The sequence below is a fragment of the uncultured Caulobacter sp. genome (assembly GCF_937900395.1).
Classification (GTDB): Bacteria; Pseudomonadota; Alphaproteobacteria; order Caulobacterales; family Caulobacteraceae; genus Caulobacter.
Window position 1 is genome coordinate 1 of record NZ_CALCDX010000082.1, and the last position, 14,374, is coordinate 14,374.

General features: G+C 64.2%; 25 protein-coding genes. 2 read left to right on the top strand and 23 right to left on the bottom strand.

Annotation, left to right across the window (positions count from 1 at the left end; genetic code table 11):
• Positions 1 to 5: 5 nt before the first annotated feature.
• Both Q0379_RS07060 and Q0379_RS07065 read left to right on the top strand, forming a co-directional pair.
• A complete protein-coding gene (locus Q0379_RS07060; protein ID WP_299006325.1) occupies positions 6 to 833 on the top strand; it encodes an ABC transporter permease subunit in 828 nt (275 codons plus the stop codon).
• Between the two features lie 337 nt (positions 834 to 1,170).
• On the top strand, positions 1,171 to 1,761 hold the full coding sequence (locus tag Q0379_RS07065; RefSeq protein WP_299006242.1) for an endonuclease/exonuclease/phosphatase family protein: 591 nt from the start codon (positions 1,171 to 1,173) through the stop codon (positions 1,759 to 1,761).
• Between the two features lie 137 nt (positions 1,762 to 1,898).
• On the opposite strand, the gene rplQ is transcribed toward Q0379_RS07065, so the two are convergent.
• The 23 genes from rplQ to rplB form a co-directional block, all read right to left on the bottom strand.
• Positions 1,899 to 2,312: a 50S ribosomal protein L17 gene (rplQ, locus tag Q0379_RS07070; RefSeq protein WP_013078665.1), complete on the bottom strand. Its 414-nt coding sequence runs from the start codon at positions 2,310 to 2,312 to the stop codon at positions 1,899 to 1,901.
• Between the two features lie 198 nt (positions 2,313 to 2,510).
• A complete protein-coding gene (locus Q0379_RS07075; protein WP_013078664.1) occupies positions 2,511 to 3,527 on the bottom strand; it encodes a DNA-directed RNA polymerase subunit alpha in 1,017 nt (338 codons plus the stop codon).
• A gap of 76 nt (positions 3,528 to 3,603) precedes the next feature.
• Positions 3,604 to 3,993, bottom strand: coding sequence for a 30S ribosomal protein S11 (gene rpsK / locus Q0379_RS07080; RefSeq protein WP_013078663.1), 390 nt, complete (start codon positions 3,991 to 3,993; stop codon positions 3,604 to 3,606).
• A 13-nt stretch (positions 3,994 to 4,006) separates the two neighbouring features.
• Positions 4,007 to 4,375 (bottom strand): 30S ribosomal protein S13, encoded by a 369-nt coding sequence (gene rpsM, locus Q0379_RS07085; RefSeq protein WP_066684382.1) that lies wholly within the window; start codon positions 4,373 to 4,375, stop codon positions 4,007 to 4,009.
• Between the two features lie 174 nt (positions 4,376 to 4,549).
• A complete protein-coding gene (locus Q0379_RS07090; protein ID WP_299006255.1) occupies positions 4,550 to 5,119 on the bottom strand; it encodes an adenylate kinase in 570 nt (189 codons plus the stop codon).
• 134 nt (positions 5,120 to 5,253) lie between these two features.
• A complete protein-coding gene (secY, locus tag Q0379_RS07095) occupies positions 5,254 to 6,609 on the bottom strand; it encodes a preprotein translocase subunit SecY (protein WP_299006258.1) in 1,356 nt (451 codons plus the stop codon).
• 270 nt (positions 6,610 to 6,879) lie between these two features.
• Positions 6,880 to 7,365: a 50S ribosomal protein L15 gene (gene rplO, locus Q0379_RS07100; protein ID WP_066684378.1), complete on the bottom strand. Its 486-nt coding sequence runs from the start codon at positions 7,363 to 7,365 to the stop codon at positions 6,880 to 6,882.
• Positions 7,366 to 7,516: 151 nt separating this feature from the next.
• Positions 7,517 to 7,702, bottom strand: a complete 186-nt coding sequence (rpmD, locus tag Q0379_RS07105) for a 50S ribosomal protein L30 (RefSeq protein ID WP_010919145.1) — start codon at positions 7,700 to 7,702, stop codon at positions 7,517 to 7,519.
• 3 nt (positions 7,703 to 7,705) lie between these two features.
• The gene (gene rpsE / locus Q0379_RS07110) at positions 7,706 to 8,311 is read right to left on the bottom strand and encodes a 30S ribosomal protein S5 (protein ID WP_010919144.1); all 606 of its coding nucleotides are present in this window, start codon (positions 8,309 to 8,311) and stop codon (positions 7,706 to 7,708) included.
• Positions 8,312 to 8,321: 10 nt separating this feature from the next.
• Entirely contained in the window at positions 8,322 to 8,672 is a 351-nt protein-coding gene (gene rplR / locus Q0379_RS07115; RefSeq protein ID WP_066684377.1) for a 50S ribosomal protein L18, read from the bottom strand.
• Between the two features lie 3 nt (positions 8,673 to 8,675).
• On the bottom strand, positions 8,676 to 9,209 hold the full coding sequence (rplF, locus tag Q0379_RS07120) for a 50S ribosomal protein L6 (RefSeq protein WP_299006280.1): 534 nt from the start codon (positions 9,207 to 9,209) through the stop codon (positions 8,676 to 8,678).
• Positions 9,210 to 9,227: 18 nt separating this feature from the next.
• Positions 9,228 to 9,626: a 30S ribosomal protein S8 gene (rpsH, locus tag Q0379_RS07125; protein ID WP_013078656.1), complete on the bottom strand. Its 399-nt coding sequence runs from the start codon at positions 9,624 to 9,626 to the stop codon at positions 9,228 to 9,230.
• 10 nt (positions 9,627 to 9,636) lie between these two features.
• Positions 9,637 to 9,942, bottom strand: coding sequence for a 30S ribosomal protein S14 (gene rpsN / locus Q0379_RS07130; RefSeq protein ID WP_013078655.1), 306 nt, complete (start codon positions 9,940 to 9,942; stop codon positions 9,637 to 9,639).
• Between the two features lie 24 nt (positions 9,943 to 9,966).
• The gene (gene rplE / locus Q0379_RS07135) at positions 9,967 to 10,524 is read right to left on the bottom strand and encodes a 50S ribosomal protein L5 (RefSeq protein ID WP_013078654.1); all 558 of its coding nucleotides are present in this window, start codon (positions 10,522 to 10,524) and stop codon (positions 9,967 to 9,969) included.
• Complete coding sequence (gene rplX, locus Q0379_RS07140; protein ID WP_299006288.1) at positions 10,517 to 10,831, bottom strand: 50S ribosomal protein L24; 315 nt, start codon at positions 10,829 to 10,831, stop codon at positions 10,517 to 10,519. Before rplX ends, rplE begins: the two co-directional genes overlap by 8 nt.
• A complete protein-coding gene (rplN, locus tag Q0379_RS07145) occupies positions 10,831 to 11,199 on the bottom strand; it encodes a 50S ribosomal protein L14 (RefSeq protein ID WP_010919137.1) in 369 nt (122 codons plus the stop codon). The genes rplX and rplN overlap by 1 nt, the downstream gene beginning before the upstream one ends.
• A gap of 17 nt (positions 11,200 to 11,216) precedes the next feature.
• Complete coding sequence (gene rpsQ, locus Q0379_RS07150) at positions 11,217 to 11,456, bottom strand: 30S ribosomal protein S17 (protein ID WP_010919136.1); 240 nt, start codon at positions 11,454 to 11,456, stop codon at positions 11,217 to 11,219.
• A gap of 10 nt (positions 11,457 to 11,466) precedes the next feature.
• Entirely contained in the window at positions 11,467 to 11,658 is a 192-nt protein-coding gene (rpmC, locus tag Q0379_RS07155; RefSeq protein ID WP_099538899.1) for a 50S ribosomal protein L29, read from the bottom strand.
• 5 nt (positions 11,659 to 11,663) lie between these two features.
• Positions 11,664 to 12,095: a 50S ribosomal protein L16 gene (gene rplP / locus Q0379_RS07160; RefSeq protein WP_066684373.1), complete on the bottom strand. Its 432-nt coding sequence runs from the start codon at positions 12,093 to 12,095 to the stop codon at positions 11,664 to 11,666.
• A 13-nt stretch (positions 12,096 to 12,108) separates the two neighbouring features.
• Positions 12,109 to 12,861 carry a 30S ribosomal protein S3 gene (rpsC, locus tag Q0379_RS07165; protein WP_013078650.1) on the bottom strand — a complete coding sequence of 251 codons (753 nt, stop codon included), beginning with the start codon at positions 12,859 to 12,861 and terminating at the stop codon, positions 12,109 to 12,111.
• The gene (gene rplV / locus Q0379_RS07170; RefSeq protein WP_013078649.1) at positions 12,861 to 13,241 is read right to left on the bottom strand and encodes a 50S ribosomal protein L22; all 381 of its coding nucleotides are present in this window, start codon (positions 13,239 to 13,241) and stop codon (positions 12,861 to 12,863) included. The genes rpsC and rplV overlap by 1 nt, the downstream gene beginning before the upstream one ends.
• A gap of 2 nt (positions 13,242 to 13,243) precedes the next feature.
• Positions 13,244 to 13,522: a 30S ribosomal protein S19 gene (gene rpsS / locus Q0379_RS07175; RefSeq protein WP_010919131.1), complete on the bottom strand. Its 279-nt coding sequence runs from the start codon at positions 13,520 to 13,522 to the stop codon at positions 13,244 to 13,246.
• A gap of 3 nt (positions 13,523 to 13,525) precedes the next feature.
• A complete protein-coding gene (gene rplB / locus Q0379_RS07180; RefSeq protein ID WP_066684372.1) occupies positions 13,526 to 14,365 on the bottom strand; it encodes a 50S ribosomal protein L2 in 840 nt (279 codons plus the stop codon).
• Positions 14,366 to 14,374 lie beyond the last annotated feature (9 nt).

Here is a 14,374-nt window from a genome sequence, read left to right on the forward strand (position 1 = left end):
GCCTGATGCTCGCCGACGCCATCGCCGCCGAACGCTTCCGCCTGCTGCGCGACCGTTCGACCCTGTTCTGGGGCTTCTGCTTCGCGCCGCTGATTGGTTTCCTGCTCAGCGTGGGCGGTGACCTCTTCCTGCGCTTCGTGATCAAGAAGCCGATGCCGGGCCTCGCGATCGGGCTGATCGACCAGGTCGTCAAGACCCTGTCGAACGGCGCCTCGACCTTCGGCGCGCTGTTCCTGATGATCGGGGCGGCGGCGGTGCTGGCCGGCGATTATCGCTGGGGAACCTGGCGGCTGCTGGCCCCGCGCAATACGCGTCAGAACCTGCTTCTCGCCAAGCTGACGGTCGTTGGCGAGGCGGTGTTCTGGAGCCTGCTGCTGTCCGCCGCCCTGTCGGCCTTCGCGGCGCTGATCGGCTCGGCGATCAACGGTAAGACGGTGGCGGTGTCGCTGCTCGACCGCAATCCGTTCGACATCGTCGGCGTGTTGGCGATCACCTGGCTGGAAGCCATGACGCTCGCCGCGCTGGCGGCCTGCGTCGGCGTGCTGTCGCGCTCGACCCTGGGCGTGGTGATCGCCTGCCTGGGCGTACGCTTCGTCCAGACGATCCTGGCGGGGGCCCTGCGGGCGATGGAACAAGGGCCGCCCAGCTGGAAGTTGCTGTCCATCCCGGTCTTCGACGCAGACCTGCTGCGGGCGGCGTTGCTGGCGCCGGACCAGCTGGGCGACGCCGGCGGCTCGGCCGGCGCGGCGTTGGCGGCTCTGATTGTCTGGACCGCGGCGCTGACGGCGGCGGCGGCGTGGCTGTTCCGGCGGCAGGATCTGACGAAGGAGTGAGAGGAAGACCGCTAGCTCTTGCCCAACGCGCGGCGATGGCGGACGCGTTGTCGGTCCGCCACGGGCGGAATCGAGACATGACGTAGGTATCGTCTTCTCCCAGATGGCTGAGCACCGGGTGGCGCCTTGAAAATCATGTGCCTGAATGGGTGGGGCGGGAAGCTCCACGAGCCGCTGCTGACATACCTGCGCTCATCGGCTCCCGACATCCTATGCTTGCAGGAGGTGGTGCATAGCCCCGATAGCCGTAAGGAATGGCTGACCTACAGGGATGTTGATCACGTATTGCCGCAGCGGGCGAACTTCTTCGCCGACGTGGCGGCGGCGTTGCCCGACCATGGCAGCGCTGTTCTGTCCAGCGGCTCAGGGCGTTCTCTGGGACGAGGACCGGCCTGTCGCGTCGCAATGGGGCCTAGCGACATTCGTGCATCGCGCCTTCCCCATCACCGAGCAAACACTGGGCTTCGTGCACAAGGCGTTCTCACCATTCGGATACGGTGAGCATCCGAGGTCCCGCAACGCCCACGTCGTGCGCGTCTTCGACTACGAGAAGGCGCGGTTCGTCTGTGTCGCCCACATGCACGGCCTCCGCGACCTTGGCGGAAAGGGCGACACGCCAGAGCGCGTGGTTCAGGCGGAGAAACTGGCGGAACTGGTGCGGAGGATCGCATCCTCAGACGATGCGCTTGTTGTCTGCGGCGACTTCAACGTGGAGCCTGGGAGCCGCACTTTCGAAATCCTCGGCCAACTCGGTCTGGTCGATCTCGTCACCACGCAAGGTTTCGAGAGCACACGGACCTCCCACTACACCAAGCCTGGAACGTTCGCAGACTACCTCCTGGTCAACGAGCGGGTCACGGTCGCCGACTTCACCGTCGTCAAGCAGCCGGAAGTTTCGGACCATTGCCCGCTGGTCCTTGAGCTATAGGCTCACCGTCGGGGCGCCTTAGATTGGTGGTCCGCGTCCGGTCCAGGTCGAGAGCCGTCCGCGCGCTCCCAAGCGCCCTAACGAAAAAGGCCCCGGATCGCTCCGGGGCCTTCTCGTATCAGCCTAGGCTGACAATCTTAGTCTTCGGCTTCGTTCGTGTAGACCGGACCCGAGTCCTTGCCCTTTTCCGAGACGTCGCGATCGACGAACTCGATGACGGCCAGCGGAGCGTTGTCGCCGTAGCGGAAGCCGGCCTTCAGGACGCGGATGTAGCCGCCCTGACGGTCCTTGTAGCGCGGGCCGAGGACCGCGAAGAGCTTGCCGACTTGTTCGACGTCGCGAACCGAGCTGATGGCTTGGCGGCGAGCGTGCAGGTCGCCGCGCTTGGCCAGGGTGACCAGCTTTTCGACGATCGGACGCAGTTCCTTGGCCTTCGGCAGGGTGGTGACGATCTGCTCGTGCTTGATCAGCGAGGCCGACATGTTGGCGAACATGGCGGTGCGGTGAGCCGAGGTGCGGCCCAGTTTGCGATGGGCGTAGCCGTGACGCATTTTCTTCTCTCCTGGGCATCAAGCCCGAGCGGCGCGAAACTCGTAAGCGCCTGATGATCACCAATCCCAGTCTTTCCCGACCGGGTCAGAGCGAAGCGCCGGGGCCCTCCACCGCGGTTGCGGCTTCAAAAGGCCCAGGCCGCCTTCCCTTTCCGAGGAGAGGAGAAGCGGCCCGGATTAGCGCGATAGCTAGAAGTCCTAGATTTGGTCTTCGAACTTCTTGGCCAGGTCTTCGATGTTCTCCGGCGGCCAGTTCGGCACGTCCATGCCGAGGTGCAGACCCATGCCGGCGAGCACTTCCTTGATCTCGTTCAGCGACTTGCGGCCGAAGTTCGGGGTGCGGAGCATCTCGGCTTCGGTCTTCTGGATCAGGTCGCCGATGTAGACGATGTTGTCGTTCTTCAGGCAGTTGGCCGAACGGACCGACAGTTCCAGCTCGTCCACCTTCTTCAGCAGGGCCGGGTTGAACGGCAGTTCCGGCTTGGACTCGTCGGCCGACTTGGCCTTCGGTTCCTCGAAGGTGATGAAGATCTGCAGCTGGTCCTGCAGGATCCGGGCGGCGTAGGCCACGGCGTCCACCGGAGTGACGGCGCCGTTGGTTTCCACTTCCAGGATCAGCTTGTCGTAGTCCAGCGACTGGCCCTGACGGGTCGGCTCGACGCGATAGGCGACGCGCTTGACCGGCGAGTACAGGGCGTCGACGGCGATCAGGCCGATCGGCGCGTCTTCCGGACGGTTGCGGTCGGCCGGGACGTACCCCTTGCCGGTGTTGACCGTGAACTCCATCCGCACCGAAGCGCCGTCGTCCAGCGTGCAAAGCACGTGGTCGGGGTTCAGGATCTCGATGTCGGCCGGGGTTTCGATCTGGCCGGCGGTGACCGGACCGGGGCCCGTGGCGCGCAGGGTCATGCGCTTGGGGCCTTCGGCGTGCATGCGCACGGCCAGTTGCTTGATGTTCAGAACGATGTCGACGACGTCTTCACGGACGCCTTCGAGCGAGGAGAATTCGTGCACCACGCCATCGATCTGGATGGCGGTGACGGCGGCGCCTTGCAGCGACGAGAGAAGAACGCGACGCAGGGCGTTGCCGAGCGTCACACCGAAACCACGCTCCAGCGGCTCGGCGACGATGCGAGCCTTGCGGCTGGCGTCGGCCCCGGTTTCGATCTGCGGCTTCTCAGGACGGATCAGCTCGTTCCAGTTTCTTTCGATCACGTGGTCGGTCCCTTGAACGCGGCTCGCCGGCCGCGTTTTGCGCAGCCGGCGAAGGAAGATTGTGGTCTAAAAAGTACTAGACGCGACGACGCTTGGGCGGACGGCAGCCGTTGTGCGGGATCGGCGTGACGTCGCGGATGGTCGTGATGGTCATGCCCGCGGCCTGCAGGGCGCGCAGGGCCGATTCACGGCCGGAGCCCGGGCCCGAGACGTTGACTTCCAGGGTCTTCACGCCGTGTTCCGCAGCCTTCTTGCCCGCGTCTTCGGCGGCCATCTGAGCGGCGTACGGGGTCGACTTGCGCGAGCCCTTGAAGCCCATCATGCCGGCCGAGGACCACGAGATCGTGTTGCCCTGGGCGTCGGTGATGGTGATCATGGTGTTGTTGAACGAGGCGTTCACGTGCGCCACGCCCGAGGTGATGTTCTTACGTTCGCGGCGTTTAACGCGACCCGGTTCCTTGGCCATCGGTCAGGCTACCTTACTTCTTCTTGCCGGCGATCGGCTTGGCCGGACCCTTGCGGGTGCGGGCGTTCGTGTGGGTGCGCTGACCGCGGACCGGCAGGCCCTTGCGGTGACGCAGGCCGCGATAGCAGGCCAGGTCCATCAGGCGCTTGATGTTCATCGAGTTCTCGCGACGCAGGTCGCCCTCGACGGTGTAGTCACGGTCGATCGTCTCGCGGATCGCGAGGACTTCGGCGTCGGTCAGTTGATTGACGCGACGCGCATCCTCGATGCCCACCTTCGTGATGATGTCACGAGCGGACTTTTGGCCGATGCCGTGAATGTACTGAAGCGCGATCAGCACGCGCTTGTTCGTCGGGATGTTGACGCCTGCGATACGGGCCACGTCTAATGTTCTCCTAGTCACGCACTAAAGACGCGAACGGCGCGCCCGGCTTGATCAGGAGACCAAGACCGGCGCGCACGGATCGCGCCCTTTCGCGGAAGCGCCCCGTTATAGGGATCGTTTCGCTTCCGTCAACAACTGAATCCACCGGACATCCAATGAATTCGGGCTTTGTTAGGCCACTCCCGATAGAGCGGCGTCGATGGACGTGGCCACGGCTTCGACCGAACCCATCCCGTCCAGTTCCTTCAGCTTCCCCTGCCCTTGGTAATACGGCAGCAGCGGCGCGGTCTGGGCGTTGTAGGCGGCCAGGCGAGTCACGAAGACTTCCGGATTGTCGTCGGGCCGTCCCTGCTCTTCGAACCGTTTCTTGATCCGATCGATCAGGGCCGGCTCGTCTACCTTGAGTCGGAGAACGACGTCGATCTTCTGACCGCGCGCCTCCAGCATTTTATCCAGAGCCTCGGCCTGGGCGACCGTGCGCGGGAAGCCATCGAAGATCGCGCCGCCAGCCGCCTCGGCCTCGGGCAGGCGCTCCTCGATCAGGGCGATGACGATCTCGTCGGTGACCAGCTCGCCGCGGTCCAGGACCCCCTTGACGCGCTGGCCGAGCTCCGAGCCTGAAGCGATGGCGGCGCGCAGCATGTCGCCGGTTGAGAGCTGCACCATGCCGCGCTCGCTGACCAGGCGCTTGGCCTGAGTACCCTTCCCCGCCGCCGGCGGGCCGAACAGGATCAAATTCATAGAAGCCCCTTCGCGCGTCACCGGGTCTGCGCCCGGTTGTCTCCCGGAGCAGACCTAGAGCCCCGGCGATAAAAACGGAAGCCGGTTTTGTGACAAACCGGCTTCCGACGCTTGTAATAAAATTGAAGCCTCGCTTAGCGGCCGCGACCGCCGCGCAACTTCGACTTCTTGATGAGCCCCTCGTACTGGTGGGCCAACAGGTGCGACTGGATCTGGGCGACGGTGTCCATGGTCACCGTCACCACGATCAGGATCGACGTGCCGCCCAGGGCGAACTGGTTCGACTTGATCGCCATCATCGCCAGCTCCGGCGCAACGCAGACGGCTGTGATGTAAGCCGCGCCGATCACGGTCAGGCGGGTCAGCACGTAGTCCAGGTACTCGGCGGTGCGCTTGCCCGGACGGATGCCCGGCAGGAAGCCGCCGTACTTGCGCAGGTTCTCGGCCGTCTCCTCGGGGTTGAACACGACCGAGGTGTAGAAGAACGAGAAGAAGATGATCAGCAGGGCGTAGAAGATCAGGAACGCCGGATGGCCGTGCTGCAGCGCGCCCACGACGCCCGGCAGCCAAGAGGCCCACGCCGGCAGGTTGGTGGTCTGCACGAACTGCATGGCCGTGGTGGGCAGCAGCAGCAGGCTCGAGGCGAAGATCGGCGGAATGACGCCCGCGGTGTTGATCTTCAGCGGCATGAACGAGCTCTCGCCGCCGATCATGCGGTTGCCCTGCTGGCGCTTGGGATAGTGAACCAGCAGGCGGCGCTGCGAGCGCTCCATGAAGACGATGGCCAGGATGGCGGCCACGCAGCCAATCACGATCAGGAACAGCGGGGTGTAGTTGCCCGAGGTCTGACCCTGGACCAGCATCTGGCCCAGCACGATCGGCAGGCGCGCCACGATGCCAGCGAAGATGATCAGCGAGACGCCGTTGCCGACGCCGCGGCTGGTGATCTGCTCACCCAGCCACATCAGGAACAGGGTGCCGCCGGTCAGCGCCACGACGGTCGAGACGACAAAGAACACCTGGCCGATACCCTCGACCACGACACCCGGCTGAGCCGCCAGGCCCATGGCGATCGAGGCCGACTGCACGACAGCCAGAACCACGGCCAGGTAGCGGGTATACTGGTTGAGCGTCTTGCGGCCCGCCTCCCCGCCTTCCTTCTTCAGCTTCTCCCACGGCGGATACACCGTGCCCATCAGCTGCACGATGATCGAGGCGCTGATGTAGGGCATGACGTTCAGCGAGAAGATCGCCATCCGTTCGACGGCGCCGCCCGAGAACATGTTGAACATGCCCAGGATGCCTTCGGAGTTGTTGTTGAACAACCGCGCGAAGGCGTTGACGTCGATGCCGGGGATCGGAACGTAGGAGCCCAGGCGATAGACGATCAGGGCGATGATCGTGAACCAGATACGCTTGTGAAGTTCCGTCGCCTTTTGGAACGACGCGAAATTCATGTTGGCTGCGAGTTGTTCGGCGGCCGAGGCCATACAGATCCCCACGACTCAGGAGCGCGATAGCCGAAAGCCAATACCGCTTCGGCGGCGATCGCGCTCTGAAATTAGGTTTCCCGGACCAGGCTGATCCGAGGAGAGCGCCACAAATAGGTGAGGCTCGCCGCGATGTCACGGCGAGCCTCGAAAAGAACTGTCATCCCGGCCGGAACGAAGTGTAGAGCCGGGACCGCCGGAAACGCCGACGCTTGCCGCGGTCCCGGCTCGGCGCGCTGCGCGCTGGACCGGGATGACAGTCTATTTTGATTAGGCTTCGGCTTGCGCCTTGGCCTTCTTGGTCACGGTGACCGAACCACCGGCGGCCTCGACGGCCTTGATGGCGGCTTCGGTGGCCGAGTAGACGGTCAGCTTCAGGGCGGTCTTGATCTCGCCCTTGCCCAGCAGCTTCACGCCGTCGAGTTCGCGACGGATGACGCCGGCGGCGACCAGTTCAGCAGCGCCCAGCTCGGCGCCCTTCTTGATCTTGCCGGTGGCGACGGCCTGTTCCAGGCGCCACAGGTTCACTTCGGCGAACTCCAGGCGGAACGGGTTGTTGAAACCACGCTTCGGCATACGCATGTGCAGCGGCATTTGACCGCCTTCGAAGCCGTTGATCGAGACGCCGGTACGCGACTTCTGACCCTTCACACCGCGGCCGCTGGTCTTGCCCTTGCCCGAACCCGGGCCGCGGCCGACGCGCATGCGGCCCTTGGTCGAGCCTTCGCGGGGAGCCAGTTCGTTCAGCTTGGTCATATGTGCCTCTCCTTGGAGATCTGCGCCCGGACGAGGTCCGGACTCGGCTGTTGAATTTCGGAGCGCGCTTAAAACCCTAAAATCGGCAGGATTTCAAACGAAAACCACCCCGGCTTGCACCGGGGTGGCGTATTTCGCGTCTTGTAGAGGACTACTCGACGATTTCCAGCAGGTGCTGGACCTTGCGGATCATGCCGCGGGTCGAGGGGTTGTCCTGCAGGGTCGAGACACGACCCACGCGGTTCAGACCCAGACCAACGAGCGTCGCGCGCTGGTCCTTTTCACGACGGATCGGGCTGCCGGTTTGGCGAACCGTGACGGTCTTAGCTTCAGCCATGACTTAGCCCTCGATGGCTTCCGGCGCCGAAGCGCCGTCGGCGCGGCGGCCGAGGATGTCGCCAACCTTCTTGCCGCGCTTGGCGGCGATCTGGCGGGGCGACGATTGCACCTTCAGGGCTTCGAACGTGGCGCGCACCATGTTGTACGGGTTCGAGGAACCCGTCGACTTGGCCACGACGTCCTGGACGCCCAGGGTTTCGAGAACCGCGCGCATCGGGCCGCCGGCGATGACGCCGGTGCCGGGAGGCGCCGCGCGCATCATCACCTTGCCAGCGCCCCAACGGCCAGCGCCGTCGTGGTGCAGGGTGCGGGATTCGCGCAGCGGAACGCGGATCATCGTCTTCTTGGCTTCTTCGGTCGCCTTGCGGATGGCTTCCGGCACTTCACGCGCCTTGCCATGACCGAAGCCGACGCGGCCCTTTTGGTCGCCCACGACCATCAGAGCGGCGAAGCTGAAGCGACGACCACCCTTCACGGTGGCGGCGACGCGGTTGATGTGGACGAGCTTTTCGACGATGTCGCTGTCGACCCGCTCTTCGGGGGCGTTGCGGTCGCGACGGTCCCGGCGTTGACCGCCTTCACCGCGCTGTTGTTCACCACGAGCCATTTTCGTTCCCTTAGAAGTTCAGGCCGGCTTCGCGCGCGGCGTCGGCCAGGGCTTTCACCCGGCCGTGGAAGATGTAACCGCCCCGGTCGAAAACGACGTCCTTGACGCCCTTTTCGATGGCGCGCTCGGCGACGAGCTTGCCAACCTTGGCAGCGGCATCCTTGTCCGCGCCCTTGCCTTCGGCTTCCAGAGTGGAAGCCGACGCCAGGGTCACGCCGCGTTCATCATCGATGATCTGGGCGTAGATGTTCTTCGACGAACGGAAGACCGACAGACGCGGACGACCGTTGGCGAGGCTCTTGAGGCGGGTGCGAACGCGCTGAGCGCGCTTGGCCGCCGATTCACGAGGAGAGAGCGCCATGGCTTACTTCTTCTTGCCTTCCTTGCGGCGAACGGTCTCGCCAGCATAACGCACGCCCTTGCCCTTGTAGGGTTCCGGCGGACGAATGCGGCGGATCTTCGCGGCAATCTCACCAACCGCCTGCTTGTCGATGCCGGCGATCTTGATTTCGGTTTGCTTCGGCGTGGCGAACGTGATGCCGGCCGGAGCCGCAACGTCCACATCGTGGCTGAAACCGAGTTGGAGGCTCAGGGCGGTGCCCTTCATGGCCGCGCGGTAACCGACGCCGACCAGTTCGAGGCTTTCCTCGAAGCCGGTGGTCACACCGTGCACCATGTTGGCCACCAGCGTGCGGGACAGACCCCACATGCCCTTGGCGCGCTTCGTGTCGACGCGAGGCGTCAGCGAGAGTTCATTGCCCTCTTGCTTCAGCTCGATCTCGTCGGCGATCGTCCACGAGAGTTGACCCTTGGGGCCCTTCACCGTGACCGTCTGGCCCGAGAGCGTCAGGGTGACGTTCGCGGGGATGACGACGGCTTTCTTACCGATACGTGACATGCTCTTTCCCTCCCGCGCCTAGTAGACGCGGCAGAGGACTTCGCCGCCGACATTAGCGTCGCGCGCGGCGGTGTCCGACATGACGCCCTTCGGCGTCGAAAGGATCGAGATGCCCAGGCCGTTCTTGATCGGCTTCAGGTCCTTGATCGAGGAGTAGACGCGACGGCCAGGCTTGGACACGCGGCTGATCTCGGCGATCACGGGCTCACCATCGAAGTACTTGAGCTCGATCTCGAATTCGGGGAACGCACCGGGCTTCTCGACCAGCGAGTAGCCGCGGATGTAGCCTTCGTCGGCCAGCACGTCCAGGACGCGAGCGCGCAGCTTGGAAGCCGGCGTCGACACCTTCGAGCGCTTGCGCGTGGCGGCGTTCTTGATGCGAGCGATCATATCGCTCAGGGGATCGTTCATCGACATCTGATCGTCCTCACCAGCTCGACTTGACGAGGCCGGGGATCTGCCCCTGCGAACCCAGTTCGCGGAGCGCGATACGGCTCATCTTCAGCTTGCGGTAATAGGCGCGCGGGCGGCCGGTGACTTCGCAGCGATTGCGGATGCGGATCGCGGCGCTGTTACGCGGCAGCTTGGCGAGCTTGAGGCGAGCCTCGAAGCGCTCCTCGAGCGGCAGGCTTTCGTCGTTGGCGATCGCCTTCAGCGCGGCGCGCTTTTCGGCGAACTTCTTGACGAGAGCGCGGACGGCTTCGTTGCGGTTGACGGCGCTTTTCTTGGCCATGGTTTGTTTTCCCTTCCCGCTCTCTTAGTTGACGAACGGGAACTGGAATTCCTTCAGGAGAGCCTTGGCTTCCTGGTCGGACTTCGCAGTGGTGCAGACGATGATGTCCATGCCCCAGATCTGCTCGATCTGGTCATAGTTGATTTCCGGGAACACCAGGTGCTCCTTCAGGCCCATGGCGTAGTTGCCACGGCCGTCGAAGCTCTTGCCGTTCAGGCCGCGGAAGTCCTTCACGCGCGGCAGCGCGATCGTGACCAGGCGGTCCAGGAACTCGTACATCCGGTCCTTGCGGAGGGTGACCTTAGCGCCGACCACCATGCCTTCGCGCAGCTTAAAGCCGGCGATCGACTTGCGGGCGCGGGTCGCGACGGGCTTTTGGCCGGCGATCGCTTCCAGGTCCTTCAGGGCGGTCTGAGCCTTCTTGGAGTCGGCCACCGCCTCGCCGATGCCCATGTTCAGGACGATCTTGTCCAGCTTGGGGATCTGCATTTCGTTGGTGTAGCCGAACTGCTCCTTCATCGCGGCGCGGATGCGCTCGCGATAAACGGTCTTCAGCCGGGGCTCGTAAGCTTGATCAGCCATTGATCACCTCGCCGGTCGTCTTGGCGACGCGCACCTTCTTGTCGCCTTCGATCTTGAAGCCGACGCGGGTGGGCTTGCCCTTGGAATCCACGATGGCGACGTTCGAGACGTGCAGCGCGGCTTCCTTGTTCTTGATGCCGCCTTGCGGTTCGGCTTGGGTCGGCTTGGTGTGACGCGAAACCATGTTCACGCCTTCCACGACCACTCGGTTGTCCTTCGGCAGGACTTGCAGGACAGCGCCTTGCTTGCCCTTGTCCTTGCCGGCCAGAACGACGACGCGGTCGCCCTTCTTGATCTTAGCGGCCATTACAGCACCTCCGGAGCGAGGGAGATGATCTTCATGTGGTTCTTGGCGCGCAGTTCGCGAGGAACCGGGCCGAAGATCCGCGTGCCGACCGGCTCGCTTTGCTTGTTCACGATCACCGCGGCGTTCTTGTCGAACCGAATGACCGAACCATCCTTGCGCTTCAGGTTCTGGTTCACGCGAACGACGACGGCGCGCAGCACGTCACCCTTCTTCACGCGACCGCGCGGAATGGCTTCCTTCACGGAGACGACGATGACGTCGCCCACGCTGGCGTAGCGACGGCCAGCGCCGCCCAACACCTTGATGCACATGACCCGGCGAGCGCCAGAATTGTCAGCGACTTCCAGGTTAGTTTGCATCTGGATCATGGTCTAAACCTTCCAGATTAAGCGGAAGCCTTGGGAAGCACTTCCCAGGTCTTCAGCTTGGACTTCGGAGCGCACTCGATGATGCGGATAGCTTCACCGGCCTTGTACGCGTTGGCTTCGTCGTGCGCGTGGTACTTTTTGGACTGACGCACGATCTTCTTCAGAACCGGGTGAACGATGGTCCGTTCGACCTTCACCACCACGGTCTTGTCGCCCTTATCGGAGACGACGACCCCTTCGAGGATACGCTTGGGCATATCGTTCTCCTTAAGCCGCGGCCTTGGCGCGCAGCACGGTCTTGATCCGCGCGATATCCTTACGGATCTCGTTGAAGCGGTGGGTCTTCTCGACCTGGCCCGTGGCGCCCTGGAAGCGCAGATTGAACTGCTCCTTCTTCAGGTTCAGCAGGGCTTCGGCCAGCTGGTCGGGGGTCATGCCCCGGATGTCAGCGATCTTCATGAGCCTCAAGCCTCCATGGCCACACCCGCGTCGATGCGGGTGACAACACGGGTGCGGATCGGCAGCTTGGCGGCGCCCAGGCGCAGCGCTTCACGCGCGATATCGTCCGGCACGCCGTCGATTTCGAACATGATGCGGCCCGGAGCCACGCGAGCGGCCCAGTAATCCACCGCGCCCTTACCCTTACCCATCCGGACTTCCGCCGGCTTGCCGGTGACCGGCACGTCCGGGAAGATACGGATCCAGACGCGGCCTTGACGCTTCATCTGGCGGGTGATGGCGCGACGAGCGGCTTCGATCTGACGGGCCGTGATGCGCTCCGGCTCGACGGCCTTCAGGCCGTACGAACCGAAGTTCAGCAGGGTGCCGCCCTTCGAGGCGCCGTGGATGCGGCCCTTGAACTGCTTGCGGAATTTGGTCTTCTTCGGAGACAGCATGGCGATCTAATCCTTAGGCGCGATCGCGACGGTCACGACGGTCGCCCCGGTCGGGACGATCGCCGCGCTCACGGCCGCCACCTTCGCCGGCGGGGCCGGACTCGGTGGCCAGGCGCTTGTCGAGCGCCATCGGATCATGCTCCAGCACCTCGCCCTTGAAGATCCAGGTCTTCACGCCGATGATGCCGTAGGTGGTCTTGGCTTCGGCGAAACCGAAGTCGATGTCGGCGCGCAGGGTGTGCAGCGGCACGCGACCTTCGCGGTACCACTCCATCCGAGCGATTTCAGCGCCGCCGAGGCGACCCGAGACGTTGATCCGAATGCCCTTGGCGCCGAGGCGCACGGCCGACTGGATCGAACGCTTCATGGCGCGACGGAAGGCGATACGACGCTCGAGTTGTTGAGCGATCGACTCGGCCACCAGCTGAGCGTCGGTTTCCGGCTTGCGGATCTCGACGATGTTCAGGTGGACTTCGCCCTCGGTCTGAACCGACAGGTCCTTGCGGAGCTTGTCGATGTCAGCGCCCTTCTTGCCGATGATGACGCCCGGACGAGCGGCATAGATCGTGATGCGGCACTTCTTGTGCGGACGCTCGATGATGATGCGCGAGACACCAGCTTGGTACAGGCGCTTCTTCAGGGCGGCGCGGACCGCGAGGTCCTGATGCAGCATCTTGCCGTACTGGGCGCCGTCGGCGAACCAACGGCTGTCCCAGGTGCGGTTCACGCCGAGCCGCAGCCCGACCGGATTGACTTTCTGACCCATTAGGCGGCCTCACCCAGTTCGCGGACCACGATCGTGATCTCGGAGAACGGCTTCTCAACGCGCGTCGCGCGACCGCGAGCGCGGGGCGAGAAACGCTTCATGATCAGGTTCTTGCCCACATAGGCCTCGGCGACGACCAGGGAGTCGATGTCGAGGTTGTGGTTGTTCTCGGCGTTGGAGATCGCCGAGTACAGCGCCTTGCGGACGTCCTGAGCGATACGCTTGTGGCTGAACTCGAGCTCGTTGAGAGCGCGCTGGACGTTCAGGCCACGGATGGACTGAGCGACCAGGTTCAGCTTGCGGGCGCTGGTGCGCAGGGTGCGAACCTTGGCCATCGCTTCGGCGCCGTCGAGGCGGCGAGCTTGCTTTTGCTTGGCCATGATTACTTCCTCTTGGCCTTCTTGTCGGCGGCGTGACCCGGGAAGTTCCGGGTCGGCGCGAATTCGCCGAACTTCATGCCGACCATGTCTTCCGACACGAGCACGGGAACGTGCTTGTGGCCGTTGTGCACGCCGAAGGTCAGGCCGACGAATTGCGGCATGATCGTCGAGCGACGCGACCAGGTCTTGATGACGTCCTTGCGGCCCGACGACAGAGCGGCATCGGCCTTCTTCAGGAGGTACCCGTCGACAAACGGGCCTTTCCAGACGGAGCGGGTCATGGCTTAGCGGCCCTTCTTCGCTTTGTGGCGCGAGCGGATGATGAACTTATCCGTGGCCTTGTTGACGCGGGTCTTGGCGCCCTTGGTCGGCTTACCAGCCGGGGTCACCGGGTGACGGCCGCCCGAGGTCCGGCCTTCACCACCACCGTGGGGGTGGTCGACCGGGTTCATGGCGACACCGCGGACGTGCGGGCGACGGCCCATGTGACGAGAACGACCGGCCTTGCCGAGGTTCTGGTTCATGTGGTCGGGGTTCGAAACGGCGCCGACGGTGGCCATGCACGTGTCGAGCACCATGCGCAGTTCGCCCGAGTTCAGGCGGATCTGGGCGTAGCCGGCGTCACGACCGACCAGCTGGGCGTAGGCGCCAGCCGAACGGGCGATCTGCCCCCCCTTGGCGGGCTTCAGCTCGATGTTGTGGATGATCGTGCCGATCGGCAGCGTGCGCAGCGGCGAGGCGTTGCCCGGCTTCACGTCGACCTTCTCGCCGGTGACGACTTCGTCGCCGGCCTTCAGGCGTTGCGGGGCCAGGATGTAGGCCAGCTCGCCGTCGGCCTGATACTTGATCAGGGCGATGAAGGCGGTGCGGTTGGGGTCGTACTCGAGACGAACGACCGTGGCCACGCCTTGCTTGCGGCGCTTGAAGTCGACCAGACGGTAGAGGCGCTTGGCGCCGCCGCCGCGGAAGCGAACGGCCACGCGGCCATTGCCGCCACGGCCGCCCGACTTGGTCAGGCCTTCGACCAGCTTCTTCTCGGGCTTGCCCTTGTGAAGTTCGCTGCGGTCGATCAGCACCAGGCCGCGCTGGCCGGGGCTGGTCGGGTTAAATTGCTTCAAGGCCATGACTTAGAG